General features: G+C 65.3%; 20 protein-coding genes. 13 read left to right on the forward strand and 7 right to left on the reverse strand.

The window, feature by feature from the left end; all coding sequences use genetic code 11:
* From AC1DYS_RS20945 to AC1DYS_RS20955, 3 genes are all read right to left on the reverse strand, one after another.
* Window positions 1-2,277: alanine racemase (locus AC1DYS_RS20945; RefSeq protein WP_477902717.1), on the reverse strand; the 2,277-nt coding region annotated here is incomplete at its 3' end.
* 188 nt (window positions 2,278-2,465) lie between these two features.
* On the reverse strand, window positions 2,466-4,130 hold the full coding sequence (locus AC1DYS_RS20950; RefSeq protein WP_477902719.1) for a hypothetical protein: 1,665 nt from the start codon (window positions 4,128-4,130) through the stop codon (window positions 2,466-2,468).
* A gap of 579 nt (window positions 4,131-4,709) precedes the next feature.
* A complete protein-coding gene (locus AC1DYS_RS20955) occupies window positions 4,710-5,867 on the reverse strand; it encodes a GlxA family transcriptional regulator (RefSeq protein ID WP_477902721.1) in 1,158 nt (385 codons plus the stop codon).
* Between the two features lie 93 nt (window positions 5,868-5,960).
* Between AC1DYS_RS20955 and AC1DYS_RS20960 the strand changes: the two genes are divergently transcribed.
* The 10 genes from AC1DYS_RS20960 (at window position 5,961) to AC1DYS_RS21005 (ending at window position 16,079) form a co-directional block, all read left to right on the forward strand.
* A complete protein-coding gene (locus AC1DYS_RS20960) occupies window positions 5,961-6,746 on the forward strand; it encodes an amino acid ABC transporter ATP-binding protein (protein ID WP_477902723.1) in 786 nt (261 codons plus the stop codon).
* Between the two features lie 5 nt (window positions 6,747-6,751).
* The gene (locus AC1DYS_RS20965; RefSeq protein WP_477902725.1) at window positions 6,752-7,402 is read left to right on the forward strand and encodes an amino acid ABC transporter permease; all 651 of its coding nucleotides are present in this window, start codon (window positions 6,752-6,754) and stop codon (window positions 7,400-7,402) included.
* Window positions 7,399-8,085: an amino acid ABC transporter permease gene (locus tag AC1DYS_RS20970; protein ID WP_477902727.1), complete on the forward strand. Its 687-nt coding sequence runs from the start codon at window positions 7,399-7,401 to the stop codon at window positions 8,083-8,085. The genes AC1DYS_RS20965 and AC1DYS_RS20970 overlap by 4 nt, the downstream gene beginning before the upstream one ends.
* A gap of 3 nt (window positions 8,086-8,088) precedes the next feature.
* Window positions 8,089-9,486, forward strand: coding sequence for an amidase (locus AC1DYS_RS20975; RefSeq protein ID WP_477902729.1), 1,398 nt, complete (start codon window positions 8,089-8,091; stop codon window positions 9,484-9,486).
* Between the two features lie 43 nt (window positions 9,487-9,529).
* Entirely contained in the window at window positions 9,530-10,471 is a 942-nt protein-coding gene (locus tag AC1DYS_RS20980; RefSeq protein WP_477902731.1) for an ornithine cyclodeaminase family protein, read from the forward strand.
* The gene (locus AC1DYS_RS20985; protein ID WP_477902733.1) at window positions 10,468-11,685 is read left to right on the forward strand and encodes an FAD-dependent oxidoreductase; all 1,218 of its coding nucleotides are present in this window, start codon (window positions 10,468-10,470) and stop codon (window positions 11,683-11,685) included. Before AC1DYS_RS20980 ends, AC1DYS_RS20985 begins: the two co-directional genes overlap by 4 nt.
* Before the next feature lie 255 nt (window positions 11,686-11,940).
* A complete protein-coding gene (locus AC1DYS_RS20990; RefSeq protein ID WP_477902735.1) occupies window positions 11,941-12,813 on the forward strand; it encodes an ABC transporter substrate-binding protein in 873 nt (290 codons plus the stop codon).
* 263 nt (window positions 12,814-13,076) lie between these two features.
* A complete protein-coding gene (locus AC1DYS_RS20995; RefSeq protein ID WP_477902737.1) occupies window positions 13,077-13,970 on the forward strand; it encodes an amino acid ABC transporter substrate-binding protein in 894 nt (297 codons plus the stop codon).
* 2 nt (window positions 13,971-13,972) lie between these two features.
* Window positions 13,973-14,788: a cysteate racemase gene (gene cuyB, locus AC1DYS_RS21000; RefSeq protein WP_477902739.1), complete on the forward strand. Its 816-nt coding sequence runs from the start codon at window positions 13,973-13,975 to the stop codon at window positions 14,786-14,788.
* Window positions 14,789-14,798: 10 nt separating this feature from the next.
* On the forward strand, window positions 14,799-16,079 hold the full coding sequence (locus tag AC1DYS_RS21005; protein WP_477902741.1) for an FAD-dependent oxidoreductase: 1,281 nt from the start codon (window positions 14,799-14,801) through the stop codon (window positions 16,077-16,079).
* Between the two features lie 15 nt (window positions 16,080-16,094).
* On the opposite strand, the gene AC1DYS_RS21010 is transcribed toward AC1DYS_RS21005, so the two are convergent.
* The 3 genes from AC1DYS_RS21010 to AC1DYS_RS21020 all read right to left on the reverse strand — a co-directional run bounded on the left by AC1DYS_RS21010 (window position 16,095) and on the right by AC1DYS_RS21020 (window position 19,476).
* Complete coding sequence (locus AC1DYS_RS21010) at window positions 16,095-16,985, reverse strand: LysR family transcriptional regulator (RefSeq protein ID WP_477902743.1); 891 nt, start codon at window positions 16,983-16,985, stop codon at window positions 16,095-16,097.
* A 124-nt stretch (window positions 16,986-17,109) separates the two neighbouring features.
* On the reverse strand, window positions 17,110-18,246 hold the full coding sequence (locus AC1DYS_RS21015) for an ABC transporter substrate-binding protein (protein WP_477902745.1): 1,137 nt from the start codon (window positions 18,244-18,246) through the stop codon (window positions 17,110-17,112).
* 273 nt (window positions 18,247-18,519) lie between these two features.
* The gene (locus AC1DYS_RS21020; protein WP_477902747.1) at window positions 18,520-19,476 is read right to left on the reverse strand and encodes a hypothetical protein; all 957 of its coding nucleotides are present in this window, start codon (window positions 19,474-19,476) and stop codon (window positions 18,520-18,522) included.
* A gap of 449 nt (window positions 19,477-19,925) precedes the next feature.
* Between AC1DYS_RS21020 and AC1DYS_RS21025 the strand changes: the two genes are divergently transcribed.
* Entirely contained in the window at window positions 19,926-20,735 is an 810-nt protein-coding gene (locus AC1DYS_RS21025; protein WP_477902749.1) for an NADPH-dependent F420 reductase, read from the forward strand.
* A 19-nt stretch (window positions 20,736-20,754) separates the two neighbouring features.
* Here the strand turns inward: AC1DYS_RS21025 and AC1DYS_RS21030 are convergent, their stop codons facing one another.
* Window positions 20,755-21,267 (reverse strand): hypothetical protein, encoded by a 513-nt coding sequence (locus tag AC1DYS_RS21030; protein WP_477902751.1) that lies wholly within the window; start codon window positions 21,265-21,267, stop codon window positions 20,755-20,757.
* A 594-nt stretch (window positions 21,268-21,861) separates the two neighbouring features.
* Here AC1DYS_RS21030 and AC1DYS_RS21035 point away from each other — a divergent pair.
* Together AC1DYS_RS21035 and AC1DYS_RS21040 are read left to right on the forward strand one after the other, a co-directional pair.
* Window positions 21,862-23,316, forward strand: a complete 1,455-nt coding sequence (locus tag AC1DYS_RS21035) for an ammonium transporter (RefSeq protein WP_477902753.1) — start codon at window positions 21,862-21,864, stop codon at window positions 23,314-23,316.
* 53 nt (window positions 23,317-23,369) lie between these two features.
* Window positions 23,370-23,783 (forward strand): hypothetical protein, encoded by a 414-nt coding sequence (locus AC1DYS_RS21040; RefSeq protein WP_477902755.1) that lies wholly within the window; start codon window positions 23,370-23,372, stop codon window positions 23,781-23,783.
* The last annotated feature ends 61 nt before the right edge of the window (window positions 23,784-23,844 follow it).

A 23,844-nucleotide genomic window follows, 5' to 3' on the forward strand; every position in this document is an offset into this window, starting at 1 on the left:
CTTCGAGGTCAGCGTCAGCACCTGGCGCAGCGGGTTGCTGTCGGCATCGAACGGGGCCTGGCCGTGGAAGGTGGCGCCCATGCGCACCATGTCCTTGTGGTATTCGTTGCTGAGGAAGACGGTCGTCGAAGCACCGATCGATGTCTTGACGCCGGGGAAGTTCTCGCAAATGGTGTCGAAGTTGGCCAGTTGTTTCTTGGTCGCTTCACCAGCCTCGGGCGTGGCACCTTCGCCCGGCACGACGTCGCCTGAATTCGCCAGGTGCGTCATGACGTACTGCAGCTTGATGTTGCCGAGGTTGCCTTCGCGGTCGTCCAGCAAGGCCCTCAAGTCGTCTGCATGCATGCCCGCGCGGTTCATGCCGGAGTCGACCTGCAAGATGGCCGGCAAGGTCGTCGATCGCTCCTGGCCGGCCTTGTTCCACGCTTGCACCTGCTCCAGGCTGTTGAGCACCGGCGTGATGCGGTTCTGGATCAGGAATTTTGGGTCGCTGCCGGCGAGGTTGCCGTCGAGCACATGGATGGCGATCTTGTCGGCCATGGGGTGGCCCTCGGCACGCAATGCCTGGCGCAAATCCACGCCTTCGCTGATGCGTGCAACGAAGAAGTCCTTGCAGCCTTCTTCGATGAGCACCTTTGCCAGTTTTGTGGCTCCCAGGCCATAGCCGTTGGCCTTGATCACCGCGGCTGGCGTGACGCCATCGCCCAGCTTGGCCAGGCCGGTGCGGAAGTTCTCCCGAACTGCGCCCAGGTCAACTGTGGCGATCGCTCCGGCTGCGTCTTTCTTCAAGCGGTGGGTTTGCGTATTCGTCAGCGCTTGCCGAAGCAGGGAGGGCTCGGGCGCATGGGTGCGCTCCACCGACAGCGGCCACACGTTCGGCGACGGCTCCTGATTGACCGCAGGCCTGGGCACGGCCGGGTCTTCATGGTGTTCCATGTGAATGCGGCCGGCGAGCTTCGTCTGGGTTTCGGAAGGGTTGGTGTCGTACATGTTGCCGAAGTGATCGGGCGTGATGCCGTCACCCATCAGCGTGACCTTGGTTCCCGGCTTCAGGAACTCCGGTGGGATGTTGGTCACGTCGATGGTGGTCATGTCCATCGAGGTGGCACCCACCAGCGGGGCCTTGAACTGCCCACCCACGAGCACGTAGGCCTTGGCCGGTTCTTCCCCGGGGCGGTTGCCGGCGGCGATGCGTGGCACGCCGTCGGCATAGCCGATGGGAATCGTGGCGACTTGCATGGGCTGCTTGGCGGTGAACTTCAGGCCGTAGCCGATGGCGTCCGATTCGGACAGCTCACGCACCTGGGCAATCTTCGAGGTCAGCGTCAGCACCTGGCGCAGCGGGTTGCTGTCGGCATCGAACGGGGCCTGGCCGTGGAAGGTGGCGCCCATGCGCACCATGTCCTTGTGGTATTCGTTGCTGAGGAAGACGGTCGTCGAAGCACCGATCGATGTCTTGACGCCGGGGAAGTTCTCGCAAATGGTGTCGAAGTTGGCCAGCTGCTTCTTGGTTGCCTCACCAGCCTCGGGCGTGTTGTCGCCGAGTTGCTGCGAGGGTTGGGGGTCCAGTCGCGGCCTTTTGGCTGGCGGGCTCGATTCAGGCGCATCTGCGTCGCGCGGCACGGTGTCGCCTGCGTTGGACAGGTGCGTCATGATGTACTGCAGCTTGATGTTGCCGAGGTTGCCATCGCGGTCGCTCAGCAAGGCCCTCAAGTCGTCGGCATGCATGCCCGCGCGGTTCATGCCGGTGTCGACTTGCAAGATGGCGGGCAACGTCGTCGAGAGTTCTCTGCCAGCCTTGTTCCATGCCTGCACCTGCTCCAGGCTGTTGAGCACTGGCGTGATGCGGTTCTGGATGAGGAACTGCGGGTCGCTGCCTGCGAGATTGCCATCGAGCACATGGATGGCGATCTTGTCGGCCATGGGGTGGCCCTCGGCACGCAATGCCTGGCGCAGACCCGTCCCTTCGCTGATGCGTGCGACGAAGAAGTCCTTGCAGCCTTCTTCAATGAGTACCTTTGCCAGCTTGGTGGCGCCCAGGCCGTAGCCATTGGCCTTGATCACCGCAGCCGGCGTGACGCCATCGCCCAGCTTGGCCAGGCCGGTGCGGAAGTTCTGCCGAACAGCACCGAGGTCAACGGTTGCGATCGCTCCGGCTGCCGCTCGGCGCAGCGCCGGGGCGTTGCTCAAGGTCGTGCCTTCGATGTTGAGCGGCATCGGAATCACCGCACGAGGGCCAGCGCCCTGGATCGACGGTGTCGCGCGTGCGGGAGGCATTCCCGCCCTGCCTGTCTCGCGTGCCTGGCCGCTGCTTGCTTGCTCGGCGGGCCGCTGCTGAACATCGCTGGCCGTGGAAGCCAGCGCCGGCGGTGCGAATCTTGAGGGGGTGGGGGTGAAGCGCATGTTGCTGCTACCTTTGAATGAGGCTGATGGAGAAGGTCGTGGCGGTCGATCGGGACAGCGCGTCAGCTGCGCGAAAGAGGCGGCTGCAGCGCGGCATCGACGTCGACGACATGGGTGTCGTTCCGCCGGACCTCATGGCCTGCATCGGCCGGTCGGCTGTTTGTCTCGAACGTGGCTTGGGCCACCCAATCAGCCGTGAATCGATCCGATCGCCCTGTGCCGCTCAGCAACCGATTCGAGCCGATGTGATCCCCAGCCCCGGGCAACGCTGCGGTGGACACCATTTCCATGCTGGCCGCCGTAGTCTGAACGGCCGTCGGCTGAGCGGTGGGTTGCCCGGAGCCTGCATTGGCGAAGGGCTCGTACAAGATCGCGTTGAATGCGCCGACGATGAGGTCGTTGACGGCTTCAACCAACTTCGGATTGTTGGCATACGCCGGGTCCTTGGCATAGGCGGCGACGATGGAGGTCACGCCGATCGTTGTTGCCAGAATGCCCGTACGGACCGCCCACGGACCGAGCGCCCCGTTGACGAGATTGCTCTGCTGGTAGCCGACATCCTGGATGCTCAGCTGCAGTGCATGGCTTTCCTGATTCGGGTCCAGGCGCGAACGGATGGCCGGGATGCTCTGGAACATCAGGTCCTCGCCGATCTCGCCCAACATGTTGAGGGCCGCCCGCACGAAAGCGTTCTTGGGGCTGATGCCGGCGTGATCGGTGAACGCGGCCGGCCCCGAAGGCGATGCCAGCGCCGACATCCCAAGATTGACGAGGCCCTGGTCGAGGCCGTAGCCGGCGCTGATCAATGCAAAGTGTCTGGCGTCCGGTACCTGGCCCACCGTGTTGGCATTGCTCATCCTCAGACGCGACTGCACGACCAGGTCGCGCATGGCCGTGTAGGCCGTGAATGCCAGCATCAGCGACGCGACACCGGGCGCGGCCATGGTTCCCGTCGCTGCGGTGGCGAAGCCTGCCACTGCAATCGTCGAGCCCATGATGAGGCGGGAACGTTCGCTGGTCGGGGTGTGCGTGCCGGCGGCCCTGTCGCGATAGGCGCCCAGTGCGAGCGCACCAATGGCCACACCGGGAACCACCACACCCAGCGTCGTCTTGACCGAGTCGCTGGCTCCCGCCTTGGTGAGCGCTGCTTCGATGCCGTAGCTGAGCAACTGGCGTATCGCAGTCGGGACGAAAACCGCGGCCGCGTTGCGCATGGCGACGTTGGCAACCGAAGCGGCGATCTTCGCCGGGGTGCTCTCGAAATCCTCGTTGGCGTTCACGCGCTTCACGAACGCGTGCGCCACCCTGCCCGCACGCACGAAAGCACCGGCGGCCGTGTTGACCGAATTGACAGCCGCCTGAGTGGCATAGGCGGCCGCATTGGCCACGTACGCAACCCCTTCGCCCAGCGTGCTGGCACGTGCCTGCTGAACGACCTGCGAGATGAAGGCATAGGCACCTCCCTCGGCATGCTGAGCGGTCGTGGGCACCTCGGTGCCTCGGATGAACGCATCGAGAACAGCGGCTGCGGCTTGCTCTTCAGGTGTGAGTTGTCTGTCGAGCGCGGGGCTGAGAATGCTGAGCGCAGCAGTCACGCTCTCCACCGTCGGTGTTTTCGCCGCTTCGATGGCGTGCAGGCCGTGCCCGGCCTCCAGCGCTGCCAAATTGAGTTCGGCCAGAAACTCCTGGCGGGCCGCAACAACATCTTTCAGCGTGATCTCTTCCATGGGCCGTTTCCCTGCGGCTTTTTCGCGAGCGGCTGCGCTCATATCAACCGCCGCCGTGTCCGTCGCAGCCACAGCCGACGTTCCGGCAGCCGATGAACTGCCGGCTGCCGACGATGCGGCCATCGTGGGTGTCTGTGCCTGGGTGGGGATCGGCGCCCGTGGTGACGACGAAGGCGAGTCCGCCGCACCGGCACGCGATGACGGGCGCCCCGCAGGCAGCTGTGGATCGACGGGTTGCTGTGGCGTGCCGCGAGGCGACGATGGCTGCGATGTGGGGCGCTCGGCATCGAGGGCCAGGGACGCACTGCCGGATTGCGACGAGCCGATGRACGAGGTTTTCATGGCGCTGCCTTTGCAGAAGGGAGGAATGTGAGCTGCGCCTTCGTCGATCAAGGGCCTGGACTCACGGATTCGCCGATTCTGTTTTTGATGTTCTGCGCGAGAGGCAGCAACACGAAGCCGAGTCGCGCGTGGCGAACGTGTCATCGCTTCGACACGGGCTTGTCAGTGGTGCGTGGTAAGCGCAGCTCGTCTCGCGACGACATGCCGCACGGCTAGCGCGTTATGCGCCGCGCTGCTTCAGAGCTTGGCGTTCGGCGCTTGCAGCGTCTTGCGCAGACGGCCGGGTGCCATGCCGTAGAGCTGCTGAAAATGCCGGATGAGATGTGATGCGTCGGAGAAGCCGCTCTCGTAGGCGATCGTGACGATGGGCAGGTCGGTCGTCGTCAGCAGGAAGCGGGCGTACTTGAGCCGTGAGTTTCGGTAGTACTCCGAGGGGCTCGAACCGGTTTCGGCCTGGAACACGCGCTCGAGTTGCCGGCTGCTCGAGTTCACCAGCTTGGCGATGACCGAGATCTCCAGAGGTGTGGTGATGTTCTTCTCCATCAACACCACGGCCTGGCGAAGCGTCTCGTGGTCGTTGGAGTCGTAGCCCAGCGCATGGCGGCGGGCCGTGTGGGTGGAGGTCTGGGTGGCACGCACCGTCATCTGGTGAATCACCTTGGCGGCACGGTCCGCGCCGCAGTGCAGTCGCACGAGTTCGGCGGCCAGCTCGACGATGGAGGTTCCCCCGGCGCAGGTGATGCGGTCGGCGCTCAATGCGTAATGCGAATGGGTTTCGAACGGCAACCCGGGGTGCATGGCTTTCCAGTCGTCGACATGGAATGGGTGGATGCAGGGTGTGTGCCCTTCGAGCAAGCCGAGCCGTGCCAGCACGAAGCTGCCGGTGCAGATGCCGATCAGCGGCACGTTCAGTGCGGCGACGTAGCGCAGGAAGCTCGGGTAGCGCGTATCGGCATCGCCAATGCGCAGCAGCAGCCCGCCGATGACGGCCACATAGTCATAGTCGACCGTTGCAGACAGCGGCAGGTCCACCGGCACACGCACGCCACAACTGGCGGTGACGGATTCGCCCGGGTTGCCAAGAATCGCCCACGAACATCTCATCTGCCGGCTCTGGTCACCCAGGTCGGCCGCATGCCGCAGGCCATCGCACAGGCCGGCGAGCGACAGCAACGGAAAGCCGGGCCACAGCACGATGCCGATTCGCAACTCGGCACCCGACGCGCGCTTCTTGCCAGGCAGCGGGCCGACGGCGGACGCGTCGAGCCGGTCAACGACCGAACGGAACTCGTTCTCGACTGACGCCGAGGTTGGCGAGGGCCCGGCCGCCGCTGCGTCCATCCGCGATGGGCGGCCGTCTTCGGCGGTATTGAGGGTTGTCCCGGTGTGTCGCATCTGTTCAATCTAACCGCTTTCACCTGCCATGGTCCCGTGGCTGCTCGCTTCTAGCATCGAGTCCGTCGACTTGCTCACGAACGAAGGAACCCGGTGAAAGACTCATTGCTGACCGTCGAAGGGCTGAAGAAGAGCTACGGCGCGGACGACGTGCTGCGCGGCATCTCGTTCGACCTCAAGCGCGGCGAAACCTTGTCGCTGATCGGGCCCAGCGGCTCGGGCAAGTCCACGTGCCTGCGCTGCCTCAACTTTCTCGAGCGACCCAATGCGGGCGAAATCGTGCTCGAGGGTGAACGCATCGGTCGCGTGGGCACCGGCGGGCGGGAGCGCTACATGACCGACCGTGAACTCGCGCCCCAGCGCCGAGAGATCGGCATGGTGTTCCAGCTGTTCTATCTGTGGCCTCACCTCACCGTGCGCGACAACGTGGCCCTGGCGTCCATCAAGGCCGGTGGCATGCCCAGGAGTGAGGCCTACGAGCTTGCCGAGGAGATGCTGGAGAAGGTCCACCTTCGCCACAAGGCCGATGAGTATCCCGAGCGGCTGTCGGGTGGCCAGCAGCAGCGGGTGGCCATTGCCCGCGCGCTGGCGCAAAAGCCGAAGCTGATCCTGTTCGATGAGCCCACCTCAGCGCTCGATCCCGAGCTGGTCGGCGAGGTCTTGGGTGTGATCCGCGAGCTGGCCGAAGAAGGCCGTTCGATGATTCTCGTCACGCACGAGATCCGCTTCGCCCGCGACGTTGCCGACCGCGTGATCTTCATGGACGGTGGTCACATCGTCGAGCAGGGGGCCGCAGCCGATGTGATCAACCGCCCGCAGATGGAGCGCACCCGCGCCTTCCTGGGGCAGGTGGGCGAGTCCTCCGGGCTCGCGAAGTGATCGCCATGCCGGAAGTCTTTGCTTCGATTCTGACCACGCTTCTCGCGGGCGCGGTGACAGCCGCGCAAGTGGCGGTGGGGGCGGCACTGATCGCGCTGGTGCTGGGGCTCGGACTCGCGCTGCTCACGGTGTTCACGCGGTTGGCGGTGGTGAAGCTGGTCATCGGCGTCTACGTCGAGTGGATGCGCAACGTGCCGGCCCTGGCGCACCTGTTCGTCATCTACTTCGGCCTGGCATCGGTCGGGTTGCGGCTCTCACCCAAGGCGGCCGCGATTCTCGGGCTGGGGCTGGTGGGCGCGGCCATCCTGTGTGACGTGTTCTCGGCCGGGATGCGCGCACTGCATGTCGGCCAGCGCGAGGCCGCACTCTCCGTCGGCCTGTCGCCATGGCAGGCGCTCCGCTGCATCGTGCTGCCACAGATGCTGCGGCTCTCCATGCCCGCCCTGGGCAACTACGCCAGCCAGCTGATCAAGGACACCTCGATCGCATCGGCGATTGCCGCACCGGAAATCATGTTCTACGCACGCAACCTCGTGACCTCGACGTTCCAGACCCCGTTGATCTACGCCACCGCGATACTGCTTTACGCCAGCATCGTCTTCCCGGTGAGTTGGGCGTTCAACATCGCCGAGCGCCGCCTGGGAGCAGGCCGATGAACGCCTTCTTCCACGTCTACGGCGAGTACCTGCCCGAGTGGTGGCCACGGCTGATGGAGGCGGCTCGCGTGACGGCCGAGCTGTCGTCGCAGGGGTTCGTGTTGGCGCTGGTGCTGGCGTCGCTGCTGGTCGCCATGGTCCGCTCGCGCTACGCGGTGCTCAGGCAGGTCGCCAACGCCTTCATCCAGTTCGTGCGGGCGGTTCCGTTGCTGGCCCTGCTGCTCGCCCTGTACTTCGGGCTGCCTTCGTTCGGTGTCACCCTTTCGGGCTACTGGGCGGGCGTCGTCGGTCTCGGCTTGCAAGGGTCGGCTTATGTGGCCGAGGTGTTGCGCGGCGGTTTGAATTCCGTCCACCGGGGCCAACGCGAGGCCGCACTGGCGGCCGGCCTGTCGCCCTACAGGGTGTTCACCAACATCGTGTTGCCGCAGGCCCTGCGAGTGATGCTGCCACCGCTGCTGAACTGCTACGTCTCTCTTCTCAAGGACAGCTCGTTGTGTGCGCTGATCGCGACCGACGAGTTGATGTTGACGGCCCGTGCGATGTCGAGCGAGTACTTCTTGCCGCTTCACATCTTTGTGCTCGTGGGGCTGTTCTATTTCGCAATTGCGTTCCCGCTGTCGATGTTCTCTCGCCTGTTGGCCAAGAGACTGTCTCGTGGTCGACGCGCACTAGGAGTGGCATAACCGATGCTCGAAATCAAACCCTACGCGTCCCTTGAAGAAACCGCCGCTGCCATCAGCGACGGTGAGATCACGAGCGAAGCGCTTGTCGATCACCAGCTGGCGCGCATCGCCCGGTTTGACGGTCAGCTGAAGGCATTCGTCGACGTGTACGCCGAAGAAGCGCGCGAGGCAGCACGCGCACTCGACCGGCTGTTGCAGGCCGGCGTGCGGCTCGGCCCGCTGCACGGCGTCACCATCGCCATCAAGGACTTGTTCGAGATCGAAGGCCGCCCGATCGGGGCCGGCTCGCTGGCCGTGCCCGCAAAAATATCCAACGCCACGGCCACGGTCGTCAAGCGGCTGCGTGCCGCAGGTGCGGTGATTCTCGGCAAGACGCAAACGGTGGAGTACGCCTTCGGCGGCTGGGGCACCAACACCGTGATGGGCACGCCGTGGAACCCCTGGGACATGCAAACCCATCGCATCCCCGGCGGGTCGAGCAGCGGCTCGGCAGTCGCGGTTGCCGCCGGGCTGTGCAGCGCGGCACTTGGAACGGACACGGGCGGCTCGGTGCGCATCCCGGCCGGAATGTGCGGGCTGGTCGGCATGAAGACGAGTCATGGCCTCGTCAGCCGCAACGGGCTGGTCGAGCTGTGCCCCACGCACGACACCGTGGGCCCGATCGCCCGCACCGTGCGCGATGCGGCGCTGCTGCTCGATGTGATCGCCGGGCCGGACCCGCGCGACCCGGTGACGCTTCAAGGGCCGACCCGAAGCGTGATGAACCACCTCGAGCACGATGTGGATGGAACCCGCGTCTGGGTGCTCCCGCAGTCCGAGCGGCACTCCATCGAATCGGATGTGCTCGCGCTGTACGACCGGGCCTTAGCCACGCTGGCCGAGTCGGGCGCGCGACTGGTCGAAAGAGACCTGCCGCAGAGCCTCACCGAGTCGATGCGCATTGCCGGGAGCCTGATGAGTGCCGAAGGTTATGCCAGCCTGGGCGAGCTGTTCGAGCAGGACCTGGTGTTCGACCCGAATGTGCGGCGACGCATCCTCGCCGGCCGCGACATCGACGCAGCGCAATACATCGAGCTGCTCAAGATGCGCGAGAAGGCCCGCGTGGCCATGCTCGACACGATGGATGGCATCGACGTCTGCTGCTTCCCCACGAACGCCATCACCGCCATTCCGGTGGCAGATGTCGATGAACTGTCGACACCGCTGTCCCGCCTGGGCCGTTTCGTGAACCTGCTGGACCTGTGTTCGGTGGCCGTTCCGGCAGGCCTGTCCGGCGCGGGGCTGCCGGTCTCGGTCCAGTTCATCGGCCGGCCGTTGTGCGAGCCGCTGGTTCTTCGGGTGGCCCATGCGTTCGAGAAGGTGACGCCGTGGCACAAGGCTGTGCCCCGCGGGCTCGACTGACAACCGTTTGCAGCAACACAGCAGAGACACAGCAAAGACACACATGCTCCACATCACCGACCAGCAAATTGCCGAGCAGCTCGACTACCGCAGCGTCGCTTCTGTGCTCGAACAGGCCTTCCATGACATGGCTCACGGCGGCGCCGCCGTGCATGGCCGCCAGCGCACCGATTGCGCGGGCATGAAGCTCAGCACGATGGGGGCGATCTGGCCCGCGAAAGGCGTGGCCGGCGTGAAGGTCTACCCGACCGTGGCAGGGCAGTTCAGCTTCGCGATCGTTTTGTTCGATCTGAAAAGCAACACGCCGATCGCCGTGCTCGACGGCAACGAGCTCACCCGGTTTCGCACTGCGGCGATGACCGCGCTCGTCGCGTCCAAGGCGGCCAATCCGGCCTCACGCAAGCTGGCCTTGTTCGGGGCCGGTCTGCAAGGGCGGTCACAGGCACAAGCGCTTTGCGAGGTGTTCGGTTTCGACGAGGTCTGCGTGGTGGATCCGGTCGCCGACCTGCGTTGGTGCGAGTGGCTTCAAGGTGTCGCCGATGCGCCGGTCCGGGTGACGTCGGCGCAAGACGCGGTGAGAGGCGCCGACATCGTGGTGACGGCGACACGATCCGGCCAGCCGGTGTTCGACGGCGATTGGCTGAGCCCGGGTGCCTTCGTTGCTGCCATCGGCACCAGCGCCCCGAAGGGCCGCGAGCTCGACGATCTGACGATGCTGAGGGCCACGCGGATCATCGTCGAGTGGAAGCCGCAGAGCCTGCTGGAAGCAGGCGAGATCGTGCTTTGGGATGGGCAGCGGGACCTCGAGAAGATCGTCGATCTGCCGCATCTGTTCAAGGGCGACCAGCCTTGGCAGGCGGACCGGCAAGCCATCACCGTCTTCAAGTCGGTGGGAGTGGGCTTGTCCGACGTCGCCACCGGCCACCTGGCACTGTCGAGAGTGCGTGCCAGCCTGGAGCAGCCTGCGGCAGAGGCCGGCGCGTGACGAGCGTTTGCGTGGTCGGCGCGGGCATCGTCGGTTGCGCCACGGCCTACCAGTTGGCACGGGCGGGGTTCCAGGTTCACCTGGTCGATGCTGCGCCTGAACCGGGGACGTTGACGAGTTTCGCCAACGGCGCGCAGCTGAGCTACAGCTATGTCGAGCCCTTTGCCTCGCCTGCCACCTTGCGCTCGCTGCCGAGCATGCTCTTGTCGCCTGATTCGCCGGTGAAGTTCAGGCTCCGGGCAGATTGGCGGCAGTGGGCGTGGGGCCTGCGGTTCCTGTCGGCGTGCCGTGCCAAGACGGCGCGTGATGGAACGGCCCGTTTGCTGGCGCTGGCGCAGCTGAGCCGCCACACACTCGAAGGCTGGATGCGCGAGGAACCGTGGTCGTTCGCCTTTGCGCGCAATGGCAAGCTGGTGCTGTGCCCCGATGTGCAGACGTTGCAGCGCCAGGAGGCACAGGTCCAGGTGCAGGCGGCGCTGGGCTGCGATCAAGAGGTTCTGACGCCTCAGCAGTGCTTGCAGCACGAGCCTGCGCTGAAGTCCGGCAAGGCCGCCATGGCGGGCGGAATCTGGACGGCCGACGAGTGCGTGGCCGACCCGTACCTGCTGTGCCGGGAGCTGGTGCGCAGCCTGCGCAGGATGGGCGGGAAAACTTCATTCAACACACGCGTGAGTTCGTTCGCGCGCCAGGGCCGTCGCTTCGTGGCCGCCAAAGCGGGTACGCATGACATCGCGGCCGATGCGTTCGTGCTGGCTGCGGGGCCGCACGCTGCGGCACTGGCGTCGACCTTCGGGCTCAGGCTGCCCGTCTACCCGATCAAGGGCTACAGCATCACGGTGCCCTTCCTGACGAAGTTCCGCCCCACGGCGAGCGTGACCGATCTGGGCCGAAAGACGGTCTTTGCACCGCTCGGCGACCAGTTGCGCGTGGCCGCGATGGCAGAGATCACCGGCTACGACATGGCGGTGTCGCCCGCACGAGTCCGCGCGATGGTCGAAAGTGTGGAGGCCGTCTACCCGGGGCTGTGCGACACCCGTGCGCCACAGGTCTGGTCGGGACTCAGGCCTGCGACGCCCAACTCCGTTCCCATCATCGAGCGCATGGCGGAGACCAACCTCTTCGTGAACGCGGGTCACGGTGCTCTCGGGCTGACCTTGGCGGCCGGCAGCGCAGCACGCATCTCGGAGCAAGTCGTTCGTTTCGCTCGAGCTTGAACTCGACCCTGTGGCGACGCGCCGGAATCCGACGTCGGAGGCTCGTTCGGAGTGCACCAGCGGCAGGCAAATTGGGGCTCATGTGGTGCGAACGCAAGCCAGCGCGCGACCCACTTCAGGGCGCCGTCTAAGTGCTTCCCCGGCCTGTCGCAAACGTTCAATTCCATCGGCAAAGCCTCCCATGCGCGCAGGCCTCCAAACCCTACATTCGTTGCGTGTTTCAGCCGGAACATAAAGACGATCAGGAGATTTCAAATGTTCATTCGAAAGTCACGAGCCGCTGTCTTGCTGGCGTCGCTCATCACCACGTTCGCACTGTCCACGCAGGCAACAGCCCAGTCGCTCGAGACGGTGGAAAAGGGTTCGTTCACCATCGCCTTCACCGGTGACATGCCGGGCACGGGTTATCAGGATGGCGTGATGGTGGGCTATGACGGCGAGATCCTGCAGCGGGTTGCCGACACGCTCAAGTTGAAGGTTAAGCCTGCGCTGATGGAGTGGTCGGGAACCATCGCGTCGGTGCAGTCCAAGCGCGTCGACGTCATGGCCGGCACCATGGGCTGGACGGAACAGCGCTCCAAGATCATGACGCTGAGCGATCCGATCCATTACTTCAAGAACGGCATCACCCAGACCGAGAAGAACAACTGGAGCAAGCTCAAGGACCTCGAGGGCAAGAAGGTCGGCACGATCACCGGCTTCTCGTTCATCCCCGAGCTGCGGAAGATCAGCGGCCTGCAGCTGGCCCTGTACGACACCTCGGACGCCGCCGTGCGTGACCTGCTTGCCGGCCGCATCGACGCCGTGATCGGCGACCCCCCGGTGATGCAGTACGCCATTTCGCGCAATCCGCAATGGCACATCAAGTTCAACGCATTCACCGACGCGTCGCCAGACTTCCCTCTGCTCACCGGCCTTGGCCAAGTCGTCTTCGGGTTCAACAAGGAGTCGCCTGAGCTGGTGAAGGCGGTGAACGCCGAGATCGCCAAGCTGTGGCAGACCTGCGAGCTGCGCAAGATCGGCAAGACCTACGGGCTGGTGCAAGACGTGTGGTTCGTGCCCGTGGGGCAGAACCCGCGTGCCGGCGTGGACCGCCCGGCGGACTGGAAGCTGCCGTCCTGCAAGTAAGCATTGCGCCGATTCTTCGGCGTGATTTTCTGCGTGATCTTCTGCGCGATGGCCGGCCGCTTGGGCTCAGTGCTCAGGCGGCCGGTGCGTTGATGTGAGTGAGAGTCAAAAGCGGGGTGGCGCGACCAGCCATCTCGAGGTCATTAGCTCACCTTATGGTTGATTGGCATCTTCCAATGATGTGAGCGGGGCAACGGCAATGAGAATTCGGCCACACCACGTGGTGAACGTCTCTGCCCTTCACTCATTGCAAGGAACATCCCATGCACACGAATGCCCGCCGGATTCTCTGTCTCACGGCTGTTGTCATGTCGGCTGCTGCGACGGCGCAGACCCCGTCGACCCTCGACAAGGTCAAGGCCAGCGGCGTTATCACGGTGGCCTACCGCGAGTCGTCGATCCCGTTCTCCTACCTCGACGACAAGGGCCAGCCCACCGGCTTCGGCTGGGAGATCTGCGGAAAGATCGTCGACGACGTGAAGAAGGCCACCGGCCGTGCCGACCTGAAGGTCGAGACCCAGGCCGTGACCTCAGCCAACCGCATCCCCTTGCTGCAGAACGGCACCATTGACATCGAATGCGGCTCCACCACCAACAACTCCGATCGCCAGAAGCAGGTTGCCTTCGCGATCAACTACTTCTACACCGGTACCCGCTTCCTCGTGAAGGCCGACTCGCCCATCAAATCGCTCGACGATCTGAGGGGCAAGACCGTGGTCTCGACCACCGGCACCACCAACTACAAGGTCATCCGCAACCTCAGCGAAGAGAAGAAGCTCGACATCAACCTGCTAGGCGCCAAGGACCACGCCGAGTCGGCGCTGATGGTGCAGAGCGGCCGCGCGGTCGCCTTCGGCATGGACGACATCCTGCTGTACGGGCTGAAGGCCAGCGCGCTCAACCCGGCCGAGCTCGCCATCGTCGGCGCACCGATCCAGGTCGAGCCCTACGCCATCATGCTGCGCCGTGACGACCCGGCGTTCAAGAAGCTCGTCGACGGCACGCTGACCAGCCTGATGAAGAGCGGTGAGTTCACCACGCTCTACAAGAAGTGGTTCCAGTCGCCCATTCCGCCCAAGGGCATCAACCTCAATGCGCCCATGAGTCAGGAGCTGCAGGACAACCTGAAGAACCTGCTCGACAAGCCGGCCGCCTGAGCGTGGTCGTCATCGAACTGGACGGCGGGCACTCGGTGCAAGCCCTGGCCGACGACAGCGTTCGGGACTCCTCGCCACCGCGCGAAGAGGCTCCAGGCCTGATCGGTGTGCTGGGCGGCATGGGGCCGTTGGCGACTATCGACTTCATGCGCAAGGTGCTGATCGCGACGCCCGCGGTGTCCGACCAGGACCATGTGCCCATGGTCGTCAGCTCGATCCCCCAGGTGCCCGACCGCACCGCAGCGTTTAGGGGTGACGGCATCTCGCCGCTCGCCGCCATGGTCGCAAGCGGCCAGCGACTGGCGCGTGCCGGTGCCGGCCTGGTGGTGATCCCGTGCAACACGGCCCACCTCTGGTTTGCCGAGCTCGAGCGTGCGTTGGCATTGCCGATGCTGCACCTGGTCGACGCCGCACTCGAAGATGCGGCAGAAAAGGTGGGCACCGGTGCACCGATCGGCCTGCTGTGTACCGACGCGACGCTGGCTTCCGGCTTGTATGTGAACCGCGTGCCGCGATCGGCGAAAGCCACGCGCGTGCAGTGGGCACTGCCCACCGCGACGGAGATGCTCGAGCTGGTGATGCCAGGCATCGCCGCGGTCAAGGCGGGCGCCCTCGATCGCGGTGCCGAGTTGTTGCGTGCCGCGGCGCAGGCCCTGGCGCGGCGCGGTGCACAAGCGCTGATCCTCGGTTGCACCGAAGTGCCCTTGGTGCTCGACGCAAGCAACTCGCCGTTGCCGGTGATCGATGCGACCGATGCACTCGCTCGGCGTGCGGTGGCGTGGTCGCTGTCGCAACGCAAGTTGGCCATCAAATCATGAAGTCGAAGCGATGAGATCGCGCCATGCCTGCGTGATCGGCGCCGGCATCGTCGGCTGCGCGACCGCCTACGCGCTGGCACGCGACGGCTGGCGCGTCACCCTGGTCGATGCGATGCCCATTCCCGGCCAGGGCGCGAGCCGCGCCAATGGCGCCCAGCTGAGCTACAGCTACGTCGAACCGCTGGCCACCCCGGCGACGCTGCGGGCCTTGCCGGGGTGGTTGCTGTCTGCCGACAGCCCCTTGCGCTGGCGACCGCGGCCCGAGTGGTCTCACCTGCGCTGGCTCATGGCCTTCACGCTGGCCTGCCGCTGGTCACAGGTTCGCAGCACGACGAAGGCGTTGCTGGCGCTGTCGTTCCTGAGCCGCGACGTGCTTCATGGCTGGCTGCAGGAGCAGCCCGGGATGGGTGCGGCGACGCTGCATGGCCGGCCCGGCAAGCTGGTCATCTACCGCGACACGGCAGCACGCGCTGGGGTACAGCGTCAACTGGCCTGGCAGGCCGCGATGGGCTGCGAACAGCAGATCGTCGAAGCGGATGAATGCGGGGTGCTCGAGCCCGCGCTCGCCGCGACAGGTGGAGGCCGGATCGCCTTTGGTGTGTGGACGCCCAGCGAAGAGGTCGTCGACGCGGCGGCGCTTGCGAATGAACTCGCACGGGCCAGTGGTGCTGCGTTCGTGTTCGGGCGCGAGGTGTGCGGCTTCGAGATGCAAGGCGGCGCCATCCAGGCAGCGCGCCTCGGCCGGGGCGAGGGCAGCATCACCGCCGACCACTTCGTGCTCGCAACGGGCCCGAGCGCAGCCGGTTTGTTGGGCCCACTGGGCTTGGCCCTGCCCATCGAACCGATCAAGGGCTACAGCGTCACGCTGCCCATCGTGGATGCCGCGGCAACGCCGCGTGCCAGCGTGACCGACACCGCCCGCAAGCTGGTGCACGCGCGCCTGGGCGATCACCTGCGCGTCGCAGGCTTCGCTGAGCTGCGCGGACACGACCGAGCGCTGCAGGCTCGGCGCATCGAGGCCTTGTGCGCAGCCGTGCGAGAGACCTTCCCAGGAGCGTGCGACTTCCGCGAAAACCAGGCCTGGGCCGGGCTGCGCCCCGCGACCCCCAGCGGCCGGCCGCTCGTCGGCTCAACGCGCTGGTCGAACCTGTGGGTCAACGCCGGCCAAGGTGCCCTGGGCCTGACGCTCGCGCCAGGCAGTGCGGAGGTGCTCGCCAGCCTGATGGGCCAACGACCGTCCACCATCGACGCCGATCCGTTCCGCGTGGACGCGCTGGCAATTCGCCCTTGACCCCGGCCCCGCGCCTCAGGGCGTTGTGCCGACGATGGCCTTGAAGGACTCGATCAGATCGGCTGCCGGCCGAGCCGAACGCACACCCTGCGGCAGCAGCGCCTGCACACTCACAGGCACCTCTGGCAGCAGGGTTCGCACGTGCAGCGTGTCGCTGGTGCTGGCGGCTGCGGTGAACGAATCGATGATGGCTGGCCCGAAGCCTTGCTCGGCCAGCACCATGGCGATGTGATGGGTCTGCACGGTGACGCCGCCGATAGCAGCCAGGCCTTGGCGAGCACACTGCTCAGCCAGCATGGCGCCGATGGGGTCGCGCTCGTCGATGCGTATGAACCCGCCGCGCATCACCTCGGCCAACTCGATGGTGGTGCGCCGGTCGCTGCCTGGCGAGCGAAGCGGCGAGACACACACCAGCCGCCCCATGGCCACGGGCACGTGCTGCACGGCCGGGTGCTGCGACGTCCCGTAGACGATGCCCACATCGCCTTCGCGCAGCGCGATGGCTTCGGTGATCTGCCTGGAGTGCAGTGTGCGAATCGACACCGCGAGTTCGGGGTGAAGCTTTCGAAACAGCTTCAGCGCATCGGGCAGCGCCCGCACCGCGAGAGACGGCACGACCAGCAAGCGCAGCTCGGCGCTCTTGCCTGACTTCAAGGCACCGGCCAGCCGCCGCACCGACTCGAGTTGCGAGACCAGCCGCATCACCTCGGGGTACAGCGCCTGCGCTTCGCTGGTGGGCACCAGGCGGTTGCGCTGGCGTGTGAAAAGCGTGTAGCCCAACTGAAGTTCGGCGTGCTGCAGCGTCTGCGTGACGGCCGGCTGCGTCACGTGCAGTAGCCGGGCGGCTCCGCTCACGGAGCCTGTCAGCATGATCGCGTTGAAAACTTCGATGTGCTTGAGGCGCATGTCCTACCGTGCCTTGATGTCGCCGCAGGGCAGGTCGTTGCCTGCCCGGGCTCGCATGGTAGTTCAGGCCTCGGTGATGAACGCAGCCATCACCGGTCGGTCACGCTCTCTGGTTCACGCCCTTTCAGTGCACGAAGCGCCCACCGGTGCCGATCATCGTCATCTCGACGGAATGTGAGCCGTTGTGGTTGGACGGGCTGAATGACACGCGAAAGCCGCCAGCGTCCCAGTTGGTCATCGTCTCCAGCGCGGCAATCAGCTTGGCCCGTGTGACGTCTCGCCCGGCGCGGCGCAGTCCCTCGACGAGGGTCTTCGCGGCCAAGAAGCCTTCCATGGACCCGAAGCCGAAGCCCGGTACGCCGGCCTTGTGCATGGCCCCGGCATATTCACGTTGGACTGGCGTGGCCTCGCCCCAGGGGAAGGGCACGACTTCGGAGACCATCACGCCCGCGCCGACGCTGCCCAGTTCGTCGGCCAGCGCCTTGCCGCCGACGAAGGACACGCTGACGAACTGCCCGCTGTAGCCGTTCTTCTTCATTTCCTTGACGAGCGCGGCGCTCGACGAGTAGGAGCTGATCAGCACGACCGCGGCCGGCTTTGCCGCCTGCAGCGCTTTGGCCGCGGCGCCCACGTCGGTGCTGTGGCGCTCGACCATGGCCGTGGCCGACACTTTCTGGCCGCGCTTTTCGTTGGCCCTGACCATGGCGTCGAGCCCCGACTTGCCGTAGGCATCGTTCTGATAGAAGACGGCGACGTTCTTGATTCCGGTGATCGACAGCTGGTCGATGATGTATTCGGCTTCGTCGTGATAGCTCGCTCGCATGTTGAACACGTAGCGGTTGAACGGCTCGCGCAGTGCATCGGCTCCGGTGACCGGCGCAAAGAACGGCACCTGGGCGGCTGTGATGACCGGCAGGGCCGCCAACGTGGTGGTGGTGCCGACGTAGCCGAACAGCGCGAGCACGTGTTCCTTGTCGAGCATGTCGTTGGTGTTCTGAACCGTCAGGTTGGAGTCGTAGGCATCATCCTTCGCACGCAGTTCGATCTTGCGGCCATGCACGCCACCGTTGTCGTTCACCATCTGGAAGTATGTGCGTGCACCCAGGTTGAAATCTGTTCCGAGCTGCGCCGAGGGACCGCTGAAGGGGGCGGACTGGCCAATGACGATGGCTTCGTCGCTGACCCTGTCCTTGGCGATTGCTGGCAAGCAGGCGAAGCTCAAGGAGCTGGAGATGGCGCAGGACGCTAACAACAAACGCATGGTGGTGTCTCGTGGTGAGTGGGCGGTGGTGCGAGAGCCATCGATTTTTTGGTGGCTTGCTTTGAGGCCGCGGAAGCTTTGCTCCGGCGCTGGCATCTTCGATCGACCACCGCGGCGAGCGGCGTCAAGTCGGCTGCGAATATAGGTTTGAGCAGCGAGACAAGTATTTCTGAGTTCTGATTGAATCATGACGACGCGACGACGTGCACCTGATGCTGTGCACTCGTTCACACGTTGGGTGCGCTGCCACTTGTCCGATGTCCGTCGGAACGTTCACCTCTGTGACTTCTGCATGCCTGGTGGTGCGTCTTGACGCGTCGGGTGAACAACAGCCGGATCTTGAGCGGGGTCGGGCGCGTCGTCCGAGAACACAGTGAACAGCAGCGCGCAGACGATCACCACGACCACTGCGGCCAAGGCCCACAGCAATGCGGCAACCACATCCGCGTTCGACTTGTCGGCGGCAAGTGTCGACTCGAGCTCATCCACCTGCCGCTGTGCCGGCACCGCGGCGGCAAGCGGTGCGATGCGAGCGGTGCCACGCGCTGCTGAGTGCGGGCTCCATGGCGACTCACCCGCAGAACCAGGCCTTCGTGCGTGGCCGCCCGCAAGCGTTTGATTGGACGAACCACCAGTGAAGTTCTGCGAGGTTTGCACGCCGTCTCCGCCTTCATCCACAGCGGCGTGTGCCGCTTGCTGGCTCCGGTCTTGGGACTCATCGTGAGACTGTTCTTGCGACTGCCCTTGAGCCTGATGCTGCCGTCCGCGCGGCCGTTGCCGGCGTCCATCGCGAGTCACCCGCTGGTGAGACGGGCGAGTGAGCAACTCCGCGCCATCGCCGGCTTGGGTGGTCGCCTGATCGATCGCGTCGCTCGCCCAATTGGCAATGGCGCTGTCCATTTCTTGCGGCAGCGCTATGGACTCCTCCGTGCCGTCGTCCTGGATCTGAACGTCTTCGCTTTGTCGCACCGCGAATGCTTGCGTGCGCTGCGCGCCATGCGAGCTCCCGCCTGCCGACGCGCTCGCGATGCTGCGCAGGATGCTGGCACCGCTGCGCCTGGCCGTTCGGCTCGACCCCTCGCCAGCGTTGCGCGATGGCAGGGCTTCGCGCAGAGCATCACGTGGTGCCACCTGGCTGCCGGCCTGTGTCGATGCCTCGTCCGACAGCACCTGCTCCGCGAGGGCCTCTGCCGATGCAGGCGGTGCCGGCACGGTGTTGTGCAGCTTCATGTTCGCGTCGGTGCGGTTGATTCGGGTGGCATGTTGGTCTGCACACGGTAAGGCTTACCGGCTCAGATCGACCGGGCCGAACCGAAGTACGGAGCACGAGGGCGAAGGTGGCGATTTATCAACGAATGATCACAGCTTGGTCATGACCAGGGCTCGTCGCCACGCCATACTTTTTGCACTGTTGTCTGTGTGTCTCCCGAGTCAACCGCTATCTACATCGCGGTTCGTGGTCTCCTCTCCAGAAGTGGCTCGGGTTCAAAACCTGGGGCTTGCCCCAGGTTTTTTTTGACGCTTGCTTCTCGCAGTCAGGCGCGACTCGGATGCTGTTCATCGAGCAGCTCACAGAGGTCTCGTGGCTCGACGACTTCACTGTGCCGGATCCAGATACCGTCGGCTGAGACGTACGTCGATGCGGTCACCACAACCAGAACCCGGCTGGGTTCGTGGTCATGGCGGTGCTTTCAATGCATCAAGGGCTATACAAAAAAGCATTGGGCAAGAGCGGCCGCGCCGACGATCATTTCGACATCGCAACCCGCCAACCGGCAGGAGACACCCCGTTCATGAACATCGGAATCATCGGCTCAGGCAACATCGGCAGCACCCTTGCGCGGCATCTGGTGTCTCTCGGACATGAGGTATCCATCGGCAACTCCAGAGGTCCGCAGTCACTGGCGGCAGTCTCGGCCGACACAGGCGCGACGGCTGTGACGGCAGAGCAGGCCGCAAGATCTCGGGATCTCGTCATCATTGCCGTTCCTCAGGCCGCTGTTCCGCAACTACCGATCGAGGCACTGCGCTCGAGTTCCGCCGTGGTCGTCGACACCGGCAACTACTATCCGACGCGCGATGGCGCCATCGTCGAAATCGACAACGGTTTGACCGACAGTCAATGGGTGGCAACGGTGCTGGGCAGGCCGGTGATCAAGGCGTTCAACAGCATCGTCGCGAGCAGCTTGGCGGATGGCGGCCTCCCTGCAGGAACCCCGGGCCGCATCTGCCTCCCGGTGGCTGGAGACGACCCCGAGTCCAAGACGCTGGTGCAGGAGGTCGTCCGGGCAATAGGCTTCGACACCATCGATGGCGGATCGTTGGCCAACTCGTGGCGGCAACAACCCGGAACGTTCGCGTACTGCCGGGACCTGGACGCAACCGCGCTCTCAGCGGCGCTGGCACAGGCGGATGAAGGTCAGATTGCCAGCTATCGCAAGAAGGCGGACGACGAGGCAGCCCCTTACTTCAGCGCCGCGAAAACGTAGCGGCCCTTGGCGTCGAACACTATGCGGCCGCGTCAGCCTGGATCTTGGGCCAGCGCAGGCAGCGCCGATCCATCAGCCGCAGATGCGGGTACCAAAGTGACCTCCCGTCGCGCTCGACCCACCGCCACTCCGGTGCGGCCGGCTTGACGACCAGGCCGCGTTTCGCTGCGACGCCGGTCAGGTGGGCAACCGAGGTGTCGACCGTCAACACGTCGTCGAGCATGGACGCGAGGCAGGCCGTGTCGTAGAAGTCTGCGTCGGCTCCGAGTGGCGTGACGATGCGCTGCTTCAATGCCTCCGGCAGCTCGTCGAGGTCTGCCGTTCTCGGGCCGACCTGCAGCGACACCAGTGTGCCGGTGGTGCCGCGAATCAGCGGCTCCATCGTGGCCGCGGCGCATCTGCCATCAAGGTGTGCGGCCGCGAGCAGCGAGTTTCGCCCGAGCGCTTGGGCGACACGCGCCGATGCGGCCTCGATGCGCTGCTCGCGCACCTGTCGATCGGCGAAGAAGCGGCAGCTGGTGATGAGCGGCACGGAACGCCGGAGGTCGTGGAAGTGCTCCGATGATGCTGAAGAGGGCCTCGGCCAGGTCGGTGTTGCCGTCGCGCAGTGCATTCCACCCGCGTTCGGCAAGGTGGGCAGGTGACTCGATTGCGGGAGCGGTCGTGCGCGGTCGCGTCAAGAGTTCTGTCATGGTTGCTGCCAGTGAGTTGTCGGGTGTGATGGGCGACCGCCCGCAACGATGGCGCGGCATGGCGCGTCGGTGGCGCTGCTGCAGCCACGCCGATGGCCTGCCATGCCTTGCATCGCGAGCGGTGCTCAAGGATGTGAAGAGAAGAGGGTATGAAGCGCCGGTCGGTCCGCCGCGGCTTTTGGCGAAGCAGTCGGTGGAGAAGCGAACCGCCGCGTCGCTTCGGCCGGACCTCGGTCCTCGGTCCTCGGTCCTCGAGCCGAGGCCGCTTCGCGCCTGCGTGCGCGGTGGCAAGCGAATGGGGCACGTGAATTTTCCACGTGCTTCCCCTCCGCCTTGAATGATCGACGCGCGGTCATGAGTCGCACATGGCTCCGTAATGACTCTCCGCGTACTGGGTGCTGCAATTCATACCCGACAGAACATGAACAAAAGCCGTGGGTGCCATCGATGACTGCGACAACGCGCAGCTCGATGCATTCAAGGCCCAGGAGGCACACCGCATGCAGCACGAAAGATCACCGAGCCCGCACCATCACGACAGCGGGGGCGCGTCATCGCCAGTGCCGAGCGGCGTCTCGTTCAACGCAAGGGGTCTGATCGCGATGTGCGCTGGCGGCCTCGCGCTGCTGGCCACCACGGCGGCCGGCGCGGCGCCAACGGTCGATTCCACGGTGGCGGCGAGCGCCATCTCCGCAGGCGACACGGCATGGATGCTGACCAGCACGGCCCTCGTGCTGATGATGACCTTGCCCGGGCTGGCCTTCTTCTACGGCGGCCTGGTCCGCAAGAAGAACATCCTCGGCACGATGACGCAGGTGTTCATCGTGGCCGCCGTCGTGAGCGTGCTGTGGTTCGCAGTGGGTTACACGCTGGCCTTCGCATCGGGCTCGCCCATGATCGGTTCGTTCGACATGAACCTGAACCTTCCGTTCCTGCCCAAGGGAGACCGCGTTCCGGTCCACGCGCTTGCGCCGCACATCCCCGCGCCGGCGTTCGCGCTGTTCGAAGGAGCGTTCGCGATCATTACCGCGGCGCTCATCGTCGGCGCGTTTGCCGAGCGGGTGAAGTTCGGTGTCGTTGCCTTGTTCTGCGGCCTGTGGTCTGTGCTCGTCTACGCGCCGGTCGCGCATTGGGTGTGGCATCCCGAGGGCTGGCTGTACGCCATGGGCGTGCGCGACTTCGCCGGCGGCATGGTGGTGCACGTCAACGCGGGCGCGGCCGGCCTGGCCTGTGCACTCGTCGCGGGCCCGCGGAACGGCTACGGCCGCGAGCCGATGATCCCGTCGAACCTCGCCTACATGCTGATCGGTGCCGCATTGCTGTGGATTGGCTGGTTCGGCTTCAACGGTGGTTCGGCACTAGCGGCCAACGGCGCCGCGTCCCTCGCGATGGTCAACACCCAGATCGCGGCGTCGCTGGCGGCGGTCGTGTTCGTGCTGTGCGAATGGATGATGAAGGGCCAGGCCAGCCTGGTGGGCATGTCGACCGGCGCCGTCGCCGGGCTGGTGGCCATCACGCCCGCGGCCGGCTACGTCGGCGTGGATGCGGCTTACCTGTTCGGCATGGTCGGCGGCTTGGTGGCCTTTGCATCGCTGCTGTGGCTCAAGCCACTGCTCAACATCGACGACTCGCTCGATGTCTTTGCGATCCATGGCACGGTGGGCATCGTCGGTTCGCTGCTCACGCCGTTCTTCACCATCGCCGAGTTGGCCGGTGGCAAGGGGCAGCCACAAGCCGAGGCGATCGGTGTCGCGGCGGTGCTCGGCTACAGCTTCGCCGTGAGCTGGCTGCTGATGAAGGGCCTGGACCTCATCGTGGGATGCCGGGTCAAGCGCGGGGAAGAGCAGGACGGACTGGACCTCTCGCAGCACGGCGAGCAGATCGAGTAGTGCCTGCCTACCGTCCCCTGAATTCCTGAAGCGAGTTGCAAGTGCATCCACAAATGTCCCGAGGTGTACTCGCGATGCGGCTGCGGCTCGCTTTGCTGAGGCAGAAGATTCCGGTTGAAATGGATCGCCTGCTCGCCGACTCCGTGTATGCGGCAGAGGTGCTGCTGATGTGCGAATACACCGAGCAAACGGAGTTGATCTCGCTGGCCCGGCAGGTCGTTTTCAGCGAAAGAGAAGCTCCCGCGGCAGGCGCCGCGCCGAATGCCACGCCCAGCGCATCGTCGAGGTTCCATCTGGGGTCGAGCGGAGGTTTGGACTCCGTTACGGCGGCTGCACAGCCGGCTGCCTCTCGGCCGATGCCGACCACCACGGGCGGGAGCCCGAGTGGCTCCGAAGATTCGCCCGCGCCCGATCCGGGCGATCCGGACGCACCGCGCAACCGGCGCTACCTTCGCGGCGCACGCTGAGCGTCGAGACTGCGGACGCATCGCGCTGGCAATCGCGCGTCAGTGGTTCGCACTGCTCGCG

Source organism: Rhizobacter sp. P2_G4 (assembly GCF_056403575.1).

Excerpts from the sequence above, each read along its gene's own strand:
- AC1DYS_RS20950 (WP_477902719.1), bottom strand. The coding sequence starts at position 4,130 with ATGGAAGAGATCACGCTGAAAGATGTTGTTGCGGCCCGCCAGGAGTTT.
- AC1DYS_RS20955 (WP_477902721.1), bottom strand. The coding sequence starts at position 5,867 with ATGCGACACACCGGGACAACCCTCAATACCGCCGAAGACGGCCGCCCA.
- AC1DYS_RS20965 (WP_477902725.1), top strand. The coding sequence starts at position 6,752 with ATGCCGGAAGTCTTTGCTTCGATTCTGACCACGCTTCTCGCGGGCGCG.
- AC1DYS_RS20970 (WP_477902727.1), top strand. The coding sequence starts at position 7,399 with ATGAACGCCTTCTTCCACGTCTACGGCGAGTACCTGCCCGAGTGGTGG.
- AC1DYS_RS20975 (WP_477902729.1), top strand. The coding sequence starts at position 8,089 with ATGCTCGAAATCAAACCCTACGCGTCCCTTGAAGAAACCGCCGCTGCC.
- AC1DYS_RS20980 (WP_477902731.1), top strand. The coding sequence starts at position 9,530 with ATGCTCCACATCACCGACCAGCAAATTGCCGAGCAGCTCGACTACCGC.
- AC1DYS_RS20990 (WP_477902735.1), top strand. The coding sequence starts at position 11,941 with ATGTTCATTCGAAAGTCACGAGCCGCTGTCTTGCTGGCGTCGCTCATC.
- AC1DYS_RS20995 (WP_477902737.1), top strand. The coding sequence starts at position 13,077 with ATGCACACGAATGCCCGCCGGATTCTCTGTCTCACGGCTGTTGTCATG.
- AC1DYS_RS21005 (WP_477902741.1), top strand. The coding sequence starts at position 14,799 with ATGAGATCGCGCCATGCCTGCGTGATCGGCGCCGGCATCGTCGGCTGC.
- AC1DYS_RS21010 (WP_477902743.1), bottom strand. The coding sequence starts at position 16,985 with ATGCGCCTCAAGCACATCGAAGTTTTCAACGCGATCATGCTGACAGGC.
- AC1DYS_RS21015 (WP_477902745.1), bottom strand. The coding sequence starts at position 18,246 with ATGCGTTTGTTGTTAGCGTCCTGCGCCATCTCCAGCTCCTTGAGCTTC.
- AC1DYS_RS21020 (WP_477902747.1), bottom strand. The coding sequence starts at position 19,476 with ATGAAGCTGCACAACACCGTGCCGGCACCGCCTGCATCGGCAGAGGCC.
- AC1DYS_RS21025 (WP_477902749.1), top strand. The coding sequence starts at position 19,926 with ATGGCGGTGCTTTCAATGCATCAAGGGCTATACAAAAAAGCATTGGGC.
- AC1DYS_RS21040 (WP_477902755.1), top strand. The coding sequence starts at position 23,370 with ATGTCCCGAGGTGTACTCGCGATGCGGCTGCGGCTCGCTTTGCTGAGG.